This window comes from Thermus caliditerrae (assembly GCF_021462525.1).
Lineage (GTDB): Bacteria > Deinococcota > Deinococci > Deinococcales > Thermaceae > Thermus > Thermus caliditerrae.
Genome location: NZ_JAKEDT010000029.1, coordinates 1 through 16,786 on the forward strand (window position 1 = coordinate 1; position 16,786 = coordinate 16,786).

The 16,786-nt window shown below is 62.5% G+C and carries 14 protein-coding genes, 2 pseudogenes and 1 CRISPR repeat array; of the genes and pseudogenes, 9 read left to right on the forward strand and 7 right to left on the reverse strand.

The window, feature by feature from the left end; genetic code table 11:
* The first annotated feature begins 204 nt into the window (after positions 1-204).
* Positions 205-830: a CRISPR direct-repeat array (repeat unit 35 nt; unit sequence GTTGCAGCGCTATAGCCCCGTAAGGGGATTGAAAC).
* 441 nt (positions 831-1,271) lie between these two features.
* On the forward strand, positions 1,272-1,433 hold the full coding sequence (locus tag L1088_RS11555; RefSeq protein WP_234555203.1) for a type II toxin-antitoxin system Phd/YefM family antitoxin: 162 nt from the start codon (positions 1,272-1,274) through the stop codon (positions 1,431-1,433).
* A gap of 287 nt (positions 1,434-1,720) precedes the next feature.
* Positions 1,721-1,906 (forward strand): type II toxin-antitoxin system VapC family toxin, encoded by a 186-nt coding sequence (locus L1088_RS11560; protein ID WP_234555204.1) that lies wholly within the window; start codon positions 1,721-1,723, stop codon positions 1,904-1,906.
* 347 nt (positions 1,907-2,253) lie between these two features.
* Here L1088_RS11560 and L1088_RS11565 read toward each other — a convergent pair whose 3' ends face one another.
* On the reverse strand, positions 2,254-3,336 hold the full coding sequence (locus L1088_RS11565) for a hypothetical protein (protein ID WP_234555205.1): 1,083 nt from the start codon (positions 3,334-3,336) through the stop codon (positions 2,254-2,256).
* A gap of 264 nt (positions 3,337-3,600) precedes the next feature.
* On the opposite strand from L1088_RS11565, the gene L1088_RS11570 reads away from it, so the two are divergent.
* The 4 genes and pseudogenes from L1088_RS11570 to L1088_RS11585 all read left to right on the forward strand — a co-directional run.
* Positions 3,601-5,457: a hypothetical protein gene (locus L1088_RS11570; protein WP_234555206.1), complete on the forward strand. Its 1,857-nt coding sequence runs from the start codon at positions 3,601-3,603 to the stop codon at positions 5,455-5,457.
* A gap of 121 nt (positions 5,458-5,578) precedes the next feature.
* Entirely contained in the window at positions 5,579-6,352 is a 774-nt protein-coding gene (locus tag L1088_RS11575; protein WP_234555207.1) for a hypothetical protein, read from the forward strand.
* A gap of 1,013 nt (positions 6,353-7,365) precedes the next feature.
* A complete protein-coding gene (locus L1088_RS11580) occupies positions 7,366-8,919 on the forward strand; it encodes a beta propeller repeat protein (protein ID WP_234555208.1) in 1,554 nt (517 codons plus the stop codon).
* 123 nt (positions 8,920-9,042) lie between these two features.
* Positions 9,043-9,821: pseudogene (locus tag L1088_RS11585) on the forward strand (IS3 family transposase); the annotation flags it as partial.
* A 196-nt stretch (positions 9,822-10,017) separates the two neighbouring features.
* Here L1088_RS11585 and L1088_RS11590 read toward each other — a convergent pair.
* Both L1088_RS11590 and L1088_RS11595 read right to left on the reverse strand, forming a co-directional pair.
* Positions 10,018-10,995: a hypothetical protein gene (locus tag L1088_RS11590; RefSeq protein WP_234555209.1), complete on the reverse strand. Its 978-nt coding sequence runs from the start codon at positions 10,993-10,995 to the stop codon at positions 10,018-10,020.
* Complete coding sequence (locus L1088_RS11595) at positions 10,974-11,966, reverse strand: hypothetical protein (RefSeq protein WP_234555210.1); 993 nt, start codon at positions 11,964-11,966, stop codon at positions 10,974-10,976. Before L1088_RS11595 ends, L1088_RS11590 begins: the two co-directional genes overlap by 22 nt.
* A gap of 153 nt (positions 11,967-12,119) precedes the next feature.
* Between L1088_RS11595 and L1088_RS11600 the strand changes: the two genes are divergently transcribed.
* Genes L1088_RS11600 through L1088_RS11610 form a run of 3 tightly spaced genes read left to right on the forward strand, consistent with a single transcriptional unit; the run spans position 12,120 to position 13,892 of the window.
* Positions 12,120-13,139, forward strand: a complete 1,020-nt coding sequence (locus L1088_RS11600) for a hypothetical protein (protein WP_234555211.1) — start codon at positions 12,120-12,122, stop codon at positions 13,137-13,139.
* Between the two features lie 10 nt (positions 13,140-13,149).
* Complete coding sequence (locus L1088_RS11605; protein WP_234555212.1) at positions 13,150-13,692, forward strand: beta propeller repeat protein; 543 nt, start codon at positions 13,150-13,152, stop codon at positions 13,690-13,692.
* 2 nt (positions 13,693-13,694) lie between these two features.
* A complete protein-coding gene (locus L1088_RS11610) occupies positions 13,695-13,892 on the forward strand; it encodes a hypothetical protein (protein WP_234555214.1) in 198 nt (65 codons plus the stop codon).
* 220 nt (positions 13,893-14,112) lie between these two features.
* Here L1088_RS11610 and L1088_RS11615 read toward each other — a convergent pair whose 3' ends face one another.
* From L1088_RS11615 to L1088_RS11630, 4 genes and pseudogenes are all read right to left on the reverse strand, one after another.
* Positions 14,113-14,397 carry a hypothetical protein gene (locus tag L1088_RS11615; protein ID WP_234555215.1) on the reverse strand — a complete coding sequence of 95 codons (285 nt, stop codon included), beginning with the start codon at positions 14,395-14,397 and terminating at the stop codon, positions 14,113-14,115.
* Positions 14,394-14,942, reverse strand: a complete 549-nt coding sequence (locus tag L1088_RS11620; protein WP_234555216.1) for a winged helix-turn-helix domain-containing protein — start codon at positions 14,940-14,942, stop codon at positions 14,394-14,396. Before L1088_RS11620 ends, L1088_RS11615 begins: the two co-directional genes overlap by 4 nt.
* A 136-nt stretch (positions 14,943-15,078) precedes the next feature.
* A pseudogene (locus L1088_RS11625) lies at positions 15,079-15,399 on the reverse strand (CRISPR-associated endonuclease Cas1); the annotation flags it as partial.
* 123 nt (positions 15,400-15,522) lie between these two features.
* Positions 15,523-16,725 carry a TIGR02710 family CRISPR-associated CARF protein gene (locus L1088_RS11630; protein ID WP_234555217.1) on the reverse strand — a complete coding sequence of 401 codons (1,203 nt, stop codon included), beginning with the start codon at positions 16,723-16,725 and terminating at the stop codon, positions 15,523-15,525.
* Positions 16,726-16,786: the final 61 nt, after the last annotated feature.

A 16,786-nucleotide genomic window follows, 5' to 3' on the forward strand; every position in this document is an offset into this window, starting at 1 on the left:
CCTCCGGTCCAAACGGCAAGCTCCTCATACAGCCCCATTTTGTCTGAACTCAAAGGGGGAGCTCAGCCTTCGGAATCCTTGACATGGACAGCAAAATCGCCTACTATCTCTTCAGGTCGTTAAGGGGTTCCGGTGCCTTTCCGGCCCCCTTCGACCAGGGAAGCTTGACAATCCGCCTCTGTGAGGTCCCTTTTCAAGGGGGGAGTTGCAGCGCTATAGCCCCGTAAGGGGATTGAAACACCGCTCCCGCAGGAGGCGGGCACCCGCTTCCTTTACCCGTTGCAGCGCTATAGCCCCGTAAGGGGATTGAAACAAGGTCTTCACGAGGTTCTCCCAGTCCAGGAGGGCAATGTTGCAGCGCTATAGCCCCGTAAGGGGATTGAAACAACCCTCGACTCAGGTTATCCCGGTCTTTTCCTCTCTCGTTGCAGCGCTATAGCCCCGTAAGGGGATTGAAACAGGACCAAAACCACGGTGACAAAAGTTCCCCAAAGAAGTTGCAGCGCTATAGCCCCGTAAGGGGATTGAAACGGAGGGCCTTCGGGGGCACCTCCTCCTCCCAGGAAACCTGTTGCAGCGCTATAGCCCCGTAAGGGGATTGAAACAGGCTTTATCCGCCAGTAATGGGCGTATCCCATGCTTCCTCGTTGCAGCGCTATAGCCCCGTAAGGGGATTGAAACCCTCCTGAAAGATTTCCAACCCTCGGCTTAGTGGGTTATGTTGCAGCGCTATAGCCCCGTAAGGGGATTGAAACCTCTGTTACACCAAATGCGAACCCTACCCTATCCGCCCAGGTTGCAGCGCTATAGCCCCGTAAGGGGATTGAAAGCCCTTGACAGAAGGAGCTTGTTTAACGACGTTGACCCTTTCTCCCTACCTCCCACCCCCCATTCGGACGAGCCTCCCAGGGGGAGAGGTGCCATGAGGCCCGGTCACCAAGGCTTCGCTCAACCATCGCCCCCCCTCCCGCTACGCATGCCGTCGCAACAGCCCCTACCTCTCCTCCCGCACTCCTCTGGGAGCGGAGCTTTAGACCTAGCGCAGAACCCTATGCAAGGAGGGGGGCTACAGTGTCCCTTGGCAAGCCTAAGGAGGCAGAGCGTGAAAGGTTTTCGCGGATTGGAGTCTGGTCCTCACAGCTTTAAGCGAGCTCATGGGGCACCTCTGTGTCCAGGCTTTATCACAAAGGGGTAAATGTGGGTAAAGTCCTGCGTAGGTAGTTAACCAGGAATGGGCAACTTTGTTAGCCTAAGTGGGCGAGAAATTGAGGATGCCAAAGGTGGAACGCATCAACAAAACGGCGGTCAACTTTGCCGAAGCCAAGGCCCAGCCCTCCCAGTTGGTGGAGCGGGTGGAACGAGGAGAGGTCATCCTCATCGGGCGGGATGGGCGGGTGGTGGCCAAGCTGGTGCCGCCCGAAAACTCTCCTTAACCCAAGCGGACACCAGGCGTCTGAAGGGGAAAGATCTGGATTGCCCGGGACTTTGACGAACCCAACGCCGAAATCGCGCGGATGTTGGAGGAGGGTCCCCTTGAACCTCCTGCTCGATAGTCACATAGTGCTGTAGTGGCTTTCCGACGACAGGAGACTAACCCACAGGGCTCCGCCGGTTGATCGTGGAGGCCGATCAGGTTTTCGTAAGCACGGCAACCGCTTGGGAGCTTGCTGTAAAGTCTTCCCTTGGCAAGTTACGGATGCCGTAGGGCTTTTTGGAGGTGATGGAGGAGGGCTTCTCCCATCTCCCCGTTACGCCGGCGCACGCCATGGCGGTAGGAGATTTGCCCTGGCATCATCGCAATCCTTTTGACCGCATTCTTCTGGCCCAGGCCCTTGTTGAAGGTCTCAAGCTGATGAGCGCCGACCAAGGCCTGGCTCCCTATCGGAGATGGGCGATCCGAGTTTGACGTGTGCGCGGGGCCATATCTGGGCGCATGAATGCCGGACACGTGTCCGGTGTCCCGTTGCGCAAGGGGCCTGTTGCATATCCCTCTAGAGGTGGAGGTGGGTGCGGTACTGGGGGTCGGCGGTCGAGGCAGCCCGCAGCTGGCCCCCATGGTCCAAGGGCTGGAAGGCGGCGGCAAGGCACCCTGCGGGCTATCTGGGATGCAGAAGGCCCCAAGGCGGCAAGAGAACTTGGTGTCCCCCATCTGAGAGCTGAGCCCCCCAGGTTTCATCCCACGGGGCTGTGCTTCCCCTGGAGGCAGCTTGCGAGCAGCGCAGGGGCAATGGCTGCACCTGGGCCGAAGGCGCCTCAGACTGCGTAGGAGAGAAAGACGGCGGGGTCTTGCAGGACTTCGTTCACCCACTCCCACCTTAAGAAGAGGGGTTCCATGGGCTGATGGAGGACCACCAGGCTTCTGGGTGCCACCAGGGCTAGGGTCTGCCGCCAGGCGGACAGGGCTCCGGCCACATCCTCGCGTCCAGCGAGCTCATGGCGAAGCAGGGGCTTCTCCTCCCCTTCTTTGCGGAAAACGATGCTCCGCTTGGTCTTGCCGGTCCGAAGGAGCTCAGCCCGAATGACCTCTACCCGGTTGAGGTTACTTCCCAAGGCGTGAAGAAGGTTAATGGCTCTTCCCAAGTCTCGCAGGTCCAAATGACGGGTGTCCCGCACGGGGGGGAGGAGCTTGCCCCGAACCACGGGTAGGAGGGCTTGCACCCGCTTGCGGTTGAGGTGGAGGCCCTTTCGCCGAAGGTGGCTGGCCAGAGGCCGATAACCCTTGCGGCGCTGCAGGGGGCCTGGGTGCTGCTGCACGAGTTCCCAGAGGTGGGCCGCCAGGAGGGCTTCGGGCACTTCCCGTGCGCTTCCCCGTGGCAAGGGCTTCCTCGTTTGGTGGCGCTTGCGGTAGTACCAGGTGGAGGAGGAGAGGCCAAGCACCCTCAGCACCTCCTCCCTGGTGGCCCGGCCAGCACTTAGGGCTTCTTGGGCCAGGAGGAAGCGGAGGTCCAAGTCCGAAGTGCCGGCGCCGTTGGAGCGGAGGAGGTGGACGTGAAAGCTGAGGAGGCTCCGCAACAAGCGAGCCTCCGCTTCCCGCACCCTGAGATGGGCTTGCAGGCGGTCGACCTGGCGAAGGGCATCCTTCAAGCTTTCCCCCAGCTTCTGGCAGCACCGCTGGGTCTTACCGGAGAGAACGCCCAAGGAAGCCCTGCGCACCAGACTGGCCCAGTGGGGGATCTCGGCGCCCGAGAGGGCTACAGGGTCGGTGGGGAGCATGTACTGGTTGAGGAGAAGTTGCAACTGGATCCCAGTTATCTTCTCTCCAGCGTGACGCCTGAGCAGGTACTCCATGGCAACCAACAGCTTGCGGCCCTCCAGGTTGGCGGCCAAGTGGTCCATGGGGCCATGATAACAAATGGCTATGGGCAGGTTGCTTTCCAAAACTAGGGGTGCGATTTTGGTTCTGTACAAGGGGTTTCGGGATAATCTATATATTGGAGGGCCTCAATTCTAGACCTTCAAAGACCCCGTTGAAATCCCCCAGAGTAGCCGGATTTTTCTGGACCTTATACAACTAAAGCACGGCGAGGGCAACTACGGGTTCCCTGCGTGTTCCCTTGGGACACAGGGGTGCCCGTCGGTTTGCATTAGAGGAGGAAGAACATGAACAAAGGGCACGCAAGGCAGACGGGGCAGGCCGAGGACAGCGTTGGATACATCGAACTGGAGATATCTTTTTCCGAGCTTGAGGATTGCTTCTTCAAGCTAAGGGACTTTCAGATTGCCCTCCAGGGTTTTGGGGTCCACACCCGCCCGTTGAACCTCCCCAACTTCCGCCATCCCCTCGCTTTGGAGAAGCTGGAACGTGAGGCTAAGGCTTTCGCTGCTTCCCTCACCCCGGAGAGGCTATCCCGCCTCTTTGACTACGACCCCAAGGCGCGCACCCTCAGCCTCATGGACGGGCAGCTGATCGTGCCCCTCAAAGATGGCCACAAGTTGCGATCGGCTTTCCTCCTGCTTTTCGATTTCCTCCTGCCTTTCGAGAGGAAGCCAGCTTGCCTGTCCCCCACGCCTAGCCATGGGTGGCCGGAGTTTAGGTATCTCCAATTGGTGGGGGAAGGGATTTTAAGTGCACTCATCTCCTACACCATTCTCGCCCATGAACCAGAGAGCGCGGAGGACTGGTACGGGTACCTTTTTGCCTCGGAGCATGCAGGGACGGATTGGCCCCTAGGCGTTCGCTCGGTTCTGCAGAAGGCCTTTTCCACCTGGTCCAGCTCTGGGGGAATGGACCAGATTCGCCGCTTCTTGGAGGCTCCCTTCCGCCGAGATGGGGAAGAGGACTTTTCCCCCGGCTCGCGCGCCTTTCTCCGCGTTGTCCGGGAGCGCTTTTTTCCCAAAAACGTGGCAATCCCCTACTTGCTTTGGGCCGAAGACGAAGAGCGTTGGTGGAGGGAGCTGGAGGATAACCCCTTCTTCTTGGCGTTTTTGGCCTTTGCGGAAGGGTATGGTGTCCAGGCTTGGTCGGAATACGAACGAGTGGGGAACATCCTCCGCAAGGGGCTTGAGGCTCTGGGTTTCCCCCGCAAGAGGCTCAAGTGGTTCTTCCGCTATCCCCTGCTTTTTCACTCCCTACCCAGCGCTTCCTTGAGGCTGGCAAGGCAGGATGCGGGGCAGCGTGCCTTGGAGTCCCCGAGTAAACCCAAGGTTCGGCAAGCCCGCCTGGCATTTATGGAACTTTTTTCACCCCTGCCCTGCGCCCCCTTGAGCCAGGGAAGACAGGATGTGGAACAACATGCCTTAGAGTCCCCAAGCAGCCCCAATGTTTGGACAGAAGCCCTGGAATTGCTGCTATCCGCGACCCCTCCCATCCTTCTCGACCCGGACTTCGAGACGCTGCTAGACCGCACCTATAACTTTCTGGTGGAAGCCCTCATGTGCAGCGCCCGCTCCGCTTCCAAAATTTCGCCAAAGGCTAAGGAGGTCATCCGGGGTGTCCTCCGGCTTTGGTTCCAGGGGCCCTTTCGGGAAATCGTGAACAACGATCTACACCATGACATCCTTAGGTGGCTGGTTTTCGCAGTGTTGGTGGGACAAGAGGACAAAATTGCCCCACATCTCAAAAGAGCAACCTCCCTTCGCAAGCTGGCCCAGGATGTATGGGGGAAGCCCCTACTGCCAGAGCCCTTTGCCGCCAACGGCTTAGTGGCCGTGGAGCTGACCACCCCCAAAGACCTCGACAAAGAGGGGCGGGCTATGGGGCACTGCATGTCCGAAAGGATGTATGGGGACTTTTTGGGAGGCAATCGCCGCTTCTTCAGCATACGGGACCTCGAGGGACGTCGGGTGGCCACCTTGGTAGCGTCCCTGAAGCACGGGAGTGAAGAGGCGCGCTGGGATGTCTCCGAACTCGTAGGGCCCCGCAACACGGAGGTAGAGCCGGTGGTTCAGGAGTTTGTTCAGGAGCTTTTAGCCCGGCTTCCCGTTGGATCAGAAGGAGGGAACGGCTATGGATGTTAGGCTAGGGCCGGATAGCGCACCAGGTACCCACCAGGTGGAGATCCGTGTGCTCACCCAGGAAGAGGCTCTCTCTTTCCCTACTGGGGCCGATGCCCCTGTGGCCCCAGCAGGGGAGGTTCCCTTGGCCTCCCTGGTGGGGGCTTTCCTGGAAGGCTATTGCCCGTCCATGTGGTCGGACCGCTCGGAGATCGTGTACGTGGTGCAGCATGACCGTTCCGAGACAAGGGTGTCCGTGTATAGGCGGCCCTCTGTGAAACCCGAGAGGGATAGGCTCCCCTGGAACAAGCCGAACCTCTTCCTAGAACACGACGCTTCCGTTGGAGTGGACGCGGTGATGGACGTTCTGCGGATGTACGACAAGACACTCCGACACCTCAGGAGCGAGTCCCTCAAAGGGGTCTTCCTGGTGGTTCACGGCGAAAGGATTGCGGCCCTGCGCTGGCGAGGCTCTCCCTTGAGAAACCGGGAGGGGTTCGAGCAGGCGCTGGCAGCGTTGCGTAGGGAAGCAGGCGGTGGGAAAAAGGCAGGTGAATGGATGCTTCAAGCGGTAGACCGCTTGCTGACCCGACTAGGGCAATGGGGTCAGGGGAACCCCACCCTTTGGTTCACGCATCTGGACTGGCCAGTCCCCCAAAGGCTGCACCCCCATTGGACGCGGATACCTTTCCTCCTGTTCACTCCCAAGCCGCCCAAAGGGGAAGCCCTAGAGACCTTCACCCTTCTAGCCAAGCGATCCGCTGGGGTACTGGCCTTTTGGGGAGAGGGGCACAAGCCCATCCATGTGATCCTGGGGCAGCGGGTACCCGAGGATGCGAGGGCCACCCTTAAGACCGAGCTGCGCCTCCACGGGATGAAAGTGCTGGAGCGCTTGCCGCGAAACGAAGAAGCCAGCTAAAGCCTTCAGTATCTCTTGAGAGGGGTTCCCTTTGACCAGTGAGGGGGGTGGGGGCGCATCGTTTTTCCTGGAGCATCCCCCACCCCTTTCACCTGCCGCACAAAGCCATTTTTCTACTCGTCACAAGGTTCTGCGACAATCTTTCGGGAGCCTGTAGACTGGACCCCAGGGCACCCGTCGCAGTCGCAAATGTTTACGCCTCCACATCCGGGCGGAACAGACAAAAGCTCTTTGCACATGACACAGACAAAGAAAGCGAGGGCATCACCGGAAAGGAGTGGGTGGCTATGAGAGGTGGTAATCACGCGAGGTGACTTTTGCCCACCCACGTAGAAAAACTCGAAGTGCACTCTACCCGGCTTTGGGGGTGCCGGAAAGGAGCTTGGTAGCCTAACACCTGCCGGAATTCCAAGGGAAGCGCGAGGAACATCTAACCAAAGCGACTGCAACTTAAGCATCACCGGTATCCAGTACTGTCCGTGACCTCGCCAGTGAGTGTAGGTGTAACCCCAGATACCCTTGATCTCCGCTAAGTGGACTCTCTTGGGATTATAAGGAGTGATGCTAACCACGATCCTTAAGGTCGAGGTGGGGCGAGAACCAATCGGAGGCAAGCTAGTGGCTAAATGATGCAAAATACATGCTTCGCTGCAACACCACGGGTTACCCAAAGCGCCGGAAAACCCCGACAAAAGGCAGCCCTGATCGTCCAAAGCGGCCGTCGTAGATGTCTGTTTTAAAAGACCCCGCGCTCGAGCAGGGCCTACTACAATGTCGTTAAGATTTACGCTCTGAAGTAGATTATACGTTCCTCCCGAAACTTCGTATATACCAAAGGGCATACTGACCTCCTCGCGGCAACTTTTGGGAGTTGCGACCGCAAAGGAATTGGAAAACCTTCCCTGAAGTTGCCTTGGCGTCATTTTAGCACATGCCAATAAAAGAGTGCAAGCGCCTGGAAGAATTCTGCTCTTGTTCACAGACCAGAAACGTGTTAGAGTCAGCTATAGACTATGGACCTAAAGCAGCAACCTCCGGCCCCTACCCCCAGCTTTGAGATCGCCTTGAACCCCACTAACCTAATGGTGGAGCAGGGGCAGGCGGGGAACACCACCCTGACCCTGACGCCCCGGAACGGCTTCACGGGGCAGGTAAACCTCTCCTTGGTGGAGGCACCTGAAGGGGTGACCCTGGAGCCTGCGAGCGTGAACGTGACGGGGGCGAACCCCGTGACCCAGGCCCTGACCCTGAGGGTGGCGGGCAGCACCCCGGCGGGCACCTACAGCCTGAAGGTGCAGGCACAGAGCGGGAGCCTGGTCAAGGAGGCGGACCTCAGCCTGACGGTGACCTCATCTGAGGACCCACTCCTCCCCGGTGCTGGAGAAGTGTGGCGCGCGGTCTCGGCAAACCTCATCAGTATCACTTACGGCAACAGGCGGTTTGTGGCGGTGGGGAATGACACTTTTTATGGTGGTACTCTTCTCGCTTCCGTAGACGGCTTCACTTGGCAAGGGGTGAATCTGGAGACAAGAGGATCGCTCAATAGCGTCACCTACGGCGACGGGCGGTTTGTTTTGGTGGGAGTAGATTCTGACACTTCACCGAAGAGGACCTTTATTCTCACCTCCAAGGACGGCCTCACCTGGGAAGAGGTTAGCTCGGGAACCGGCAATTCGCTCACGGGTGTGACCTATGGTGGCGGGCGGTTTGTGGCGGTGGGGTTTGATACCCTCCTTACCTCCGCAGACGGCTTCAACTGGGAGGCGGTGCGCTTAGGGGCAAGAACGTGGCTCCACGGCGTCACCTACGGCGGAGACCGGTTTGTGGCGGTGGGGGAATGGGGTACCATCCTCACCTCTGAGAACGGCGTCACCTGGGAGGCGGTGAACTCAGGAACGAAAGAGAAGCTTATTGGCGTGACCTACGGCGGCGGTCGGTTTGTGGCAGTGGGGGAACAGGGTACTATCCTCACCTCCAAGGATGGCCTCAACTGGGAAAAGGTTAGCTCGGGAACCGGCAGTTCGCTCACCGGCGTCGCCTACGGCAGAGGACGGTACATAGTGGTGGGGAGTAATGGTACCCTTCTCATCTCCACAGACGGCCTCACCTGGGAAACACTTAGCTCGGAAATCGGCTTACCGCTTTACGGCATCGCCTACGGCGGAGGTCAGTTTGTGGCGGTGGGGTGGGGCGGCACTATCTTGACCTCCGCGGACGGCCTCGACTGGGTAACAGAGAGCTCGGGGATTGATGCGTGGCTCTCCAGCGTTACCTACGGCGGAGGTCGGTTCGTAGCCGTAGGACAGTCGGGTACACTCCTTATCTCCACAGATGGCTTTACCTGGAAAACAGTGAGCTCGGTGACGAGAGAAGGGCTTTTCGGCGTTACCTACGGCGGGGGTCGGTTCGTAGCCGTAGGGCAGTCGGGCACACTCCTTACCTCCACAGACGGCCTTACCTGGAAGGCACTAGGCTCATGGTCTATTAGGAATTTTAGAAGTGTCACCTACGGACGCGGTCGGTTCGTAGTGGTAGATGAAAGTGGTGCCCTATTGACCTCTCCCTGATAGACGAAAGTTACCCTCTGCCTCCGGAAACGAAGCTCTCTGGCCCAAACCAGTAAAGTGCTGCCCTGAATTTGGACCACCCCAAGAGAGGGGCCAAGGGGTGTAGCCTGGGGGGTAGCAAGATGCGCAAGTGGTCGGCGAAGGACAAGGCGAGGATCGTGTTGGAGTTGGTATCCGGCCCTGGAGTTGGAGGTCCTAAAAAAGCCTCCGCACTCTATCGGCAAAGGAAAGACGGCGGCTGGTAATGGCCTTGGGGGAAGGCTATCCCCTCCGCCTGCTCTGTCGCCTCCTGGAGGTTCCCCGCAGCAGTCTCTACTACCGCCCCAAGGGCCTTGGGGAGGAGGAAGAGAGGCTTTGTGCACGGTTGCGGGAGTTGGCGGGCACCTGGCCCCGCTATGGCTACCGCCGCCTGGGGGCGCTCCTGCGGGAGGAGGGGTTTAGGATAGGGGACAAGCGGGTGCGCTCCTTGATGCGGGAGGAAGGCTTGCTCCTTCCCCGGCACCCTCCCAAGCTCAAGACCTCTTTCCCTGGGGTTCTTCCCCTAGGGGAAGGGTGCAACCTGCTGCCTGGGCTTGAGGTGAAGGCGCCCGACGAGGTGTGGGTAGCGGACCTGAGCTACGTGGTCCTGGGGGAAGGGACGGCTTACCTGGCGGTGGTGATGGACCTTTACACCCGCCGGGTGCTGGGGTTGTCCTTGGGGCGGAGGCTGTCCCAGGGACTGGCCTTGGCGGCCTTGGAGCAGGCCTTGCGGGAGGGGGTGACGCCGGTCCACCAGCTATGCGGGGAGAGGGAGGCCATGGGAGAACGGGCATGCGGAGCGGTGGATCAGGACCATAAAGGAAGAGTGGGTGGACTTGCGGGAGTACCGAACCCTAAAGGAGGCGCGGGCGTCGGAAAAGGCAAGGCTCTCCAGGCAACGGGTACAGGTCGAGATAATCCTACAAAGCAACGACATTGGGGACAAACCTCTGGCCCCAAATTCAAGGGCGCTCCCCTGGGCGCGGGCAAAGAGGTGGTCGGAGGAAAGCGCGCTCACCGTTTTAGCACCTGAAGGGTAGATGAGAGAGGGTTCTGAGTAGGCCAGTCTGGCGGCCTTGGCTAGGGGCTCCTCAGGATTTCCAGGACAGGCTGCCAGGCCTCGAGGTCCAGCTTCCCCCTGCGCACCCCAGCCTCGATCCAAGCGGCCAGCCACTCCTTAGGAGCGTAGCTAGCCTTATGGTAGCGCTCCAAGAAGGCTTCAGGGGTCAGATCAGCCCAGCGCCAGAGTTCGGCCTCCAAGACTTCGTCCTCTTGGGCCAGAGGAGGCAGGTGAAGTTCCGGCTTTGCTAGAGGAACCAGCGCACTGCCGAGTGAACCTTGGAGGTAGAGTAGGCTTCCCCTTGCCTGAGGGAAGCGATGGAAGTCCACCATGAGGAGGTCTGTCATGAGGAGGACTTTCCGCAGGTGGAAAGCCCGGTCAGGAGAAGCCCATGTCGGGACATCCCGCGGGCCGATGAACGCTCGGTAAGACTCTACTCTAGAAATAAACAAAGAGTAGAATCCGGCCCTTTCCGAATCGTCCTTGTGGCCAGGGATAGTGGGGCGCATGGGGAAGGTACGAAAAGGTCTAGCAGGCTGATGCCTGCGTGGCAGCCGTGTTGTAGTCCTCGCCGCCGGCTCCGGGGTGAAGATAGGCTCCCAGACCTCGGGGGGAAGCTCCTTCAGCAGGCGCAACAACCGCACCATGGGGGGAGCTTTTCGCCAAGCCTGCTCCTCCCGCTCCCGCAAGGACCGGAGCTCGGAGAGCTCTTTCTCCCCCTGGCAAACGAGCTCCGCCAGCTGATGGGCCAGGCCGCTTCCCAGGTTGGGGTGCAGGCGGAGCGCTTCCAGGAGCAGGCTGCAAGCTTCCCGTTCCCGTCCCTCCACCAGGGCTAGGAGGGCTTGGCGCCCCAAGTGGAGGGCTTGGGCTATGGGGTCTTCCCCCTTACGGGGGAGCTGGGCTTGCTCCCGCACCTCGCGGCGCAGCCCCTCATCCCAGCCGCTCCTGCCTTCGTCCAGGGCCTCTAGGACCTCTTCTAGGAGCTTCCGGAAGCCCATGTCTCCTCCTTCGTACCCACGTCTTCCAGGGCAAGGGCGTTTTTCGCGAAGAACCGGGGGCACACCCCGTCCCGCAGGCCCTCGAGGACCGCCTCGTGGTACTCCTCCACCAGATCCCAGTCGTAGCCTTCAGGGCCGCAGAACACCTTCCCCGACTCTAAGGGAAAGGTGCCCAACATGGCGTCCGCCACCTCGTACCAGCCCCGCATGACGTCCACCAGCCTGGGGGAGGCGAGGGGCTGGTCCCACTTCAGGTGAGCCCGCAGCTTCCTTTCCTCGGCTTCCGCTATCGTCTCCCCGCCTTTCCGGCGTACAAGCCACGCGTAGCCGTCCTGGTGTCCGGCGTCCAAATCCCCTTTCTCCTGGAAAAGGAGCGGGTGCCAACTCTTCTGGCAGGTGGCCGAGCGGACATACAGGTAGGCGAAGAGGGCGGATAGGCTGGCCTCGAGGTCCCCCTCGGCCACCCCGTGGGCCCTGCCGAGGGTCCGCACCAAGGCCCGGTGCATGGCCGGGACTGGAAGGAGGGCCAGGAGGAACTCCGGCACGGCAGGGGGTGGGCCTAGGCAGTCGAGGGCGGGTGCCTTGGCTTGGGCCCCTTGGCCCAGTCTCCGTAGAAACGCCCGCCAAAGATCCCGGGCCCGATACCCCGAGGCATCTCCGCTCAGATAGCTCCTCAGGCCGTCCAGAAGGGGCTGGTGCTTGTAGTGGTCGGGCAGAAGGGAGCGCAACGAGCCTCCCGCGCTCCTCAGAACATCCTTGAGGCAGCCATCTCCCCCTCTCTTCAGGTCCTTGGCCAGCCTTTCCAAGTCCTGGAGGTAGTGGGCGCCGCACCCTCGGTGCCAGGCCTCGAGGGCCACCGCCAAAAGGATCAGCCCTTTCCTCTCCTTGGGCGGGGGGTCCTCCGGAAGTCCCTCCTCGGCTAGCAGGACCAGGGTTGCGTAGGCCAGCAGGTTTGGCTTTCTCCCCTCCATGGGCCACCCTTTGGCGGCATTCTACATAAAAGCGTGTGGCTCCCAAGGAGTGGGTTCGAAGAAGCCCCTTCCGTAGGGGCGAAAGCCCTCCTTTTTCGCGTTGGACCTTCACCTTTCCTCGAAGGGGGCTAGGGTGGTCCCCGGAGGTGAGCTATGGCGGCAAAGGTCAAGGCAGCGGTCCTTCCGGTACGGGTGGAGAACCTGGGCTCCCCAGCGGGCGCGGAGCTGGACTTCTCCCGGGAAAAGCTCTGGGCCCGGATGGACGCCCCCATGGGCAAGAAGGCGGTGGAGGTGCCCGTCTACCTGGTGAACCCTGCCCAGATGGATGTCCTCTACCCCCCGGAGCGCCTCCGCTTCCTGGACCCCAAAGCGGTGCACCGCTGGGCCCAGCGGATGCGGGAGCAGGAGGGGAGGGGAGAGGGCGAGGAGCGCCCGCCCCTCTGGGGCCTCGAGGGCCTTCCCTCGGAGGCCTACCGGGAGGTGGTGGCGGTGGGGCTTTACGTCTCAGAACTCTATGACGATCAGCGCAAAGCCCGAGTACTCCAGCTGGCCCAGGGAGAAGCACCGGGGGCAGGGGCCTTTCAGCACGAGGAGGGTCCTGCCATCTTCCTCTGCCCCGAGCGCATCCTGGCCTGGGCAGGGCGGGCAGAGATGGACCCCCACTTGGTCCAGGACAAGGTCTACTACCACGAGCTGAGCCACGCCCTCATGGATACCGGCCCCACCCCTTACGGGGAGCTTTGGGGGCGGATCGTGGAGGAGAGCCTGGCCAACTGGGTGGCGGTGGGGCGGTTCCGGGGCCTCGAGGCCCGCCAAGTGCAGCGCCTCATCCTGGACCAGCCCGCGGAGTACCAAGGGTACGCTGCCCTGGAGGACCTCTTGCCCGAGCCCCTCCTGGCCTGGGAGGAAGCTTGGTGGGAGGAGTTCTGGTGGCGCCTGAGGCACAGTATCCATCCCTTTTTCTGGGAGGAGTGGCGGGACCTCCTGCGCTGGGCCCATAGGCGGGGCTTGCCCCTTTGGCCGCTTTTCCCCTGGCAAGCGGATGGGGGCTTGGGCCGCCAAATCTACCGCTGGTGGCGGGAGGCCAAGCGGCGGGAAGCCTTCCGGGATGGGGACGTGGCGCAGGCCTGGGCCCGCTACGCGGAGGCCCTCCTCCTGAGGGCCCTGGAGTGAGGGGTGGGCCGTGAGGGCGTGGCTTTGGCTCCTCCTGGCCCTCACGGCCTGCGCCCGGGAGCCCGGGTCGCCCGGGCTCCAGGCCCGGGTGGTCCCCGTGGAGGAGGCGGGCGGGGCCCTGGAGGGCGTGGCCTACGGGGCAGGGGTCTTCGTGGCCGCCACCCCTTACCGCCTCCTGGTTTCCCGGGACGGGGAGCGCTGGGAGGCGGTGCCCGCCCCCACCCGGATGAACGCCGTGGTCTACACGGCGAAGGGGTTTCTGGCGGTGGGCAACGCCGGGGTGCTCATGACCTCCCCCAACGGACGGCAATGGCGCGTTTATCGGGTAGGGCAGGAGTGGGACCTCTTCGGCGCCGCTTATGGCAACGGGGTCTACCTGCTCCTCGCCAACACCGCCACCTTGCTTTACTCCCGGGACCTAAGGCGCTGGCGGGTGCTGGAGCTGGAGGCCCACCCCAGGCCCACCCTCATGGGAGCGGCCTTCGGCCAGGGGCGGTTCGTGGTGGGGGCGGATCTCTTCCGGGCGGTAGTCTTGGAGGAAAGGGGGGAATAGCTATGGAAATCGGTTCCGTGCGCAGGCGGGGCAACGTCCTGGACGTGTTTGACGTCCGGGGAAGGCGTATAGGCACCATCGGCATCGGCAGCCGGGACGAGCTTTTGGGCTGGACCCGGGACACGGTGGCCGTACGCCGGGGGCGGCTCGTCTACCACTACGACGCCCGGGGCCGCCTCAAGGGCACCCGGCCCTTTTAGGGGGTGGGGAATGGAGCCCGTGGTCCTCATAAGAACTCCTTTTGACAACCCCCTCAACATCCCTCTGGCCACCAGTGGAAGAAGGTGTAGCTCCGGATGAGGGCGTGCTGGGTCTGGAGGTAAGTGCACCGCGTCTCCACTCGCTTCCAAAGCCCCTCCTCAGTACCCCCTGCCCGTTGGCCACCTCCGCATCCACCAGGGACCACACCCGCCCCACCGGCTACAGCTCCGGGGAGTAGGGAGGCAAAAACACCAGCCGAACCCCCTCCTCCTCCCCAAGCCACCCCCGGAACTCCCACAACACCCAGCTCATCACCTCGGTGTCTATCCCATCCACCAGAAGGCTCAGGCTCTCCCCCGTCTCCGGCTCCACGAAGGTGCACAGGTAGAACCACCGGTACCGGTGCGCTACCACCGCCTTGGGCCTCTCCCCCCGCCGGGCCCACACCCGCCGGTACACCGGCTTCAGCCCCAACCGGTGCTCGTCGTAGGCAAACACCCTCACCCTTCGTCCCGCTGCCCGGGCCGCCGCCACCTCTTGGCGGAGTTTTTTTTGAACGCCTCCTGCGCCTCCCTCTCCGCCTTCCGGTGCACCGGGCGCGGCACCCTCAGGGCAAACCCCGCCTCGTGGAGTAGGCGGTAGATGGGGGTCAAGATACGAGCTCCGCTCGTGACGAGGGAAAGCCGCTTTCCCAAATGTTCCGCCACCCACCGCTGCAGCTTGGGCCCCGTCCACAAGCCCCCGTCCGGAGGGGGACCCTCCAGGGCCTGCAGCACCTTTAGGGTCTCCTCCGGGGTGAGCTTGGGCCGGGCTCCGGGGTTGTTGTGCCGCCCATCCCGCAGGGCCTCGGGGCCCAGGAGGTTGTACCGGCGCACGGTGGCGTGTACCCAACGGGGAGTTTGCAGGGTGATGCGGGCGATCTCCTTGGCGGAGAGGCCCTTGGCCGCGTGGTAGACGGCTTGGAAGCGGGTCTTTTCCACCGGGTCCTTGGCCTTTTTGTACCTGCGCTCCAGTTCCCTCAAGGTCAGGTGCCGGGCTACCTGGGGCATGGAAGAAGGATACTACAAAAAAGGGTATTAGACCGAGTGCACTTTATGCCCAAACGAGGCCTTTGCCATAGTTTCTTCGTTTTGGTAAAGCCTAAGGCATGCCTTAGAAGCGGGCATAGGCAGGTTTTGGTAGTTGCTACCATCCACGCAAGTAAAAGGGCGTGTACCTCTCCCGGCCCAGGATGGCCGCCTTGAGGCGGTGGGCCTGGACCTCTATGAGCTCTTGGTAAGGCTTGCGGAAGCCCAGGGGGTGGGTGGACTCCTGGAGGAAGCGCTCCTCCAAGAGGCCAAGAAGGGTCCTCTTGCCCTCCTCGTTCAGGTACACGCCCCCCGCCCGGGCCTCGGCGTGGTCTGGGGTTAGCCTGCCCCGGCGGAAGGCGGAAAGCACCAGCCCGTCCACCACCGGCACCCGGAACTCCTCCATGAGGTCCAGGGCTAGGGAGGGGTTGCAGCGCCCATACCGCCACCCGACGCACCTGCCGGGCGGGAAAGCTGGCCAAGGTCTCCCCTTCCGCCTCCAGGAGAAGCCTCCCCTGCCTTAGGCGCAGGGTGGCCCCTTGGCGGGTGAGGTGAAGGTTCATCAGAACTTGGGCCAGGGGGGAAGGGGCCTGAGCCGTTCGTCCAAGCCCTGGATAAAGGTCCGCAGGCGCTCGTAATCCTCCCGCTCCACGGGCCGGGTGCCGTGGGCCAGGATGCTCTCGTGCCTGCGGGCCAGGAGGGCCTGCAAGCGGTTCTTCTCCCCAAAAAGGCGCTGGGACAGGGTGCCCTTCTGCCCAAAGGCCAGGTCCAGGTCAAAGGCCGCCTCCAGAAGGTCCATGAGGCCCCGGGGCTTCAGGATGCGCTCCCGTAGGCTCTCGGGGAAGCCCTCGGGCCAGGTCTTGGGGTCTTTGAGCACGAAGCCCAGCCGCTCCCAGATGTCCGCCTCCACCACCAGCTCCAAGGCCCGGTAGAGCCGGGCCAAGGCATCGTCAAAGCGGCCCACCTCCGCCCGGCGCTCCGCGTTGGCCAAAAGGTCCTGGAGGAGGGGGAAGGTGGGCTTTTCCCCCGCCTCCACGATGGCCCTCAAGGGGGGCAAAAGGGCCTCGAGGCCCCGCAGCACCCGCACCCTGGCCCCGTGCCCCCAGGCCTCGGCCACCCCCAGGGCCACGGGCAGGTGCCGCTCCAGAAGCTCCAGCGCCCGGGAATGCCGGAAGCGGTCCCACTCCATAAGCCCCTCCACCACCCCCACCATTCCCCGGTAAAAGCGCTCCTCCGAGGGGGAAAGGGGGCGCTTGAGGAGGCTTTCCAGCTCGGCCAGGGCCACACCCAGGTTCAGCCCGTTCCAGGCCCGGGTGAAGGCAGCCCACTCCCGCAGGCCCAGCCGGGCCGTGGGGTCCTCCAGGAGCCGGAGCCGCTCCGCCCCGGGGAGCACCCGGCCCGTTTCCGGGTCGCGGCGCTCCCCGCCCACGTAGCTGAAGACCACCCCCCGCCCGGTGAGGGCCAGAACCAGCCCCGCCGCCATGGGCTTGGTGCCCCCCGTGAGGTCGGCCACGATGGCGCTGGCCTCCCACTCCAGGGCCTTGCGCAGGGCCTTCACCGCCACCTGGTAGGCCTCGAGGAGGCTTTCGGCGTCCTCCAGGAGGAAGGTGTGGTGGCGGAAGGAAGCCCCGTAGTCCCGCACCAGCTCCGCGGCCACGGGGTGGCTCTCCTGGCTGGCCACGAAGATCACTCCCTCGGGGGCGTGGTGGGCCAGGCTCTCCTCCAAAGGCGCCCGGGTGGTGCCCACGGTGAGAATGAGACCCACATTCCGCACCCCTCTCACTCCAGGAGGTAATATCGCTCCACCCCCAAGAGGCGCACCACCC

What these genes read in the sequence shown, in the direction of transcription:
- L1088_RS11555 (WP_234555203.1), top strand. Translation starts at nt 1,272, where the DNA reads ATGCCAAAGGTGGAACGCATCAACAAAACGGCGGTCAACTTTGCCGAA.
- L1088_RS11570 (WP_234555206.1), top strand. Translation starts at nt 3,601, where the DNA reads ATGAACAAAGGGCACGCAAGGCAGACGGGGCAGGCCGAGGACAGCGTT.
- L1088_RS11560 (WP_234555204.1), top strand. Translation starts at nt 1,721, where the DNA reads ATGGAGGAGGGCTTCTCCCATCTCCCCGTTACGCCGGCGCACGCCATG.
- L1088_RS11610 (WP_234555214.1), top strand. Translation starts at nt 13,695, where the DNA reads ATGGAAATCGGTTCCGTGCGCAGGCGGGGCAACGTCCTGGACGTGTTT.
- L1088_RS11590 (WP_234555209.1), bottom strand. Translation starts at nt 10,995, where the DNA reads ATGGGCTTCCGGAAGCTCCTAGAAGAGGTCCTAGAGGCCCTGGACGAA.
- L1088_RS11620 (WP_234555216.1), bottom strand. Translation starts at nt 14,942, where the DNA reads ATGCCCCAGGTAGCCCGGCACCTGACCTTGAGGGAACTGGAGCGCAGG.
- L1088_RS11600 (WP_234555211.1), top strand. Translation starts at nt 12,120, where the DNA reads ATGGCGGCAAAGGTCAAGGCAGCGGTCCTTCCGGTACGGGTGGAGAAC.
- L1088_RS11595 (WP_234555210.1), bottom strand. Translation starts at nt 11,966, where the DNA reads ATGGAGGGGAGAAAGCCAAACCTGCTGGCCTACGCAACCCTGGTCCTG.
- L1088_RS11580 (WP_234555208.1), top strand. Translation starts at nt 7,366, where the DNA reads ATGGACCTAAAGCAGCAACCTCCGGCCCCTACCCCCAGCTTTGAGATC.
- L1088_RS11565 (WP_234555205.1), bottom strand. Translation starts at nt 3,336, where the DNA reads ATGGACCACTTGGCCGCCAACCTGGAGGGCCGCAAGCTGTTGGTTGCC.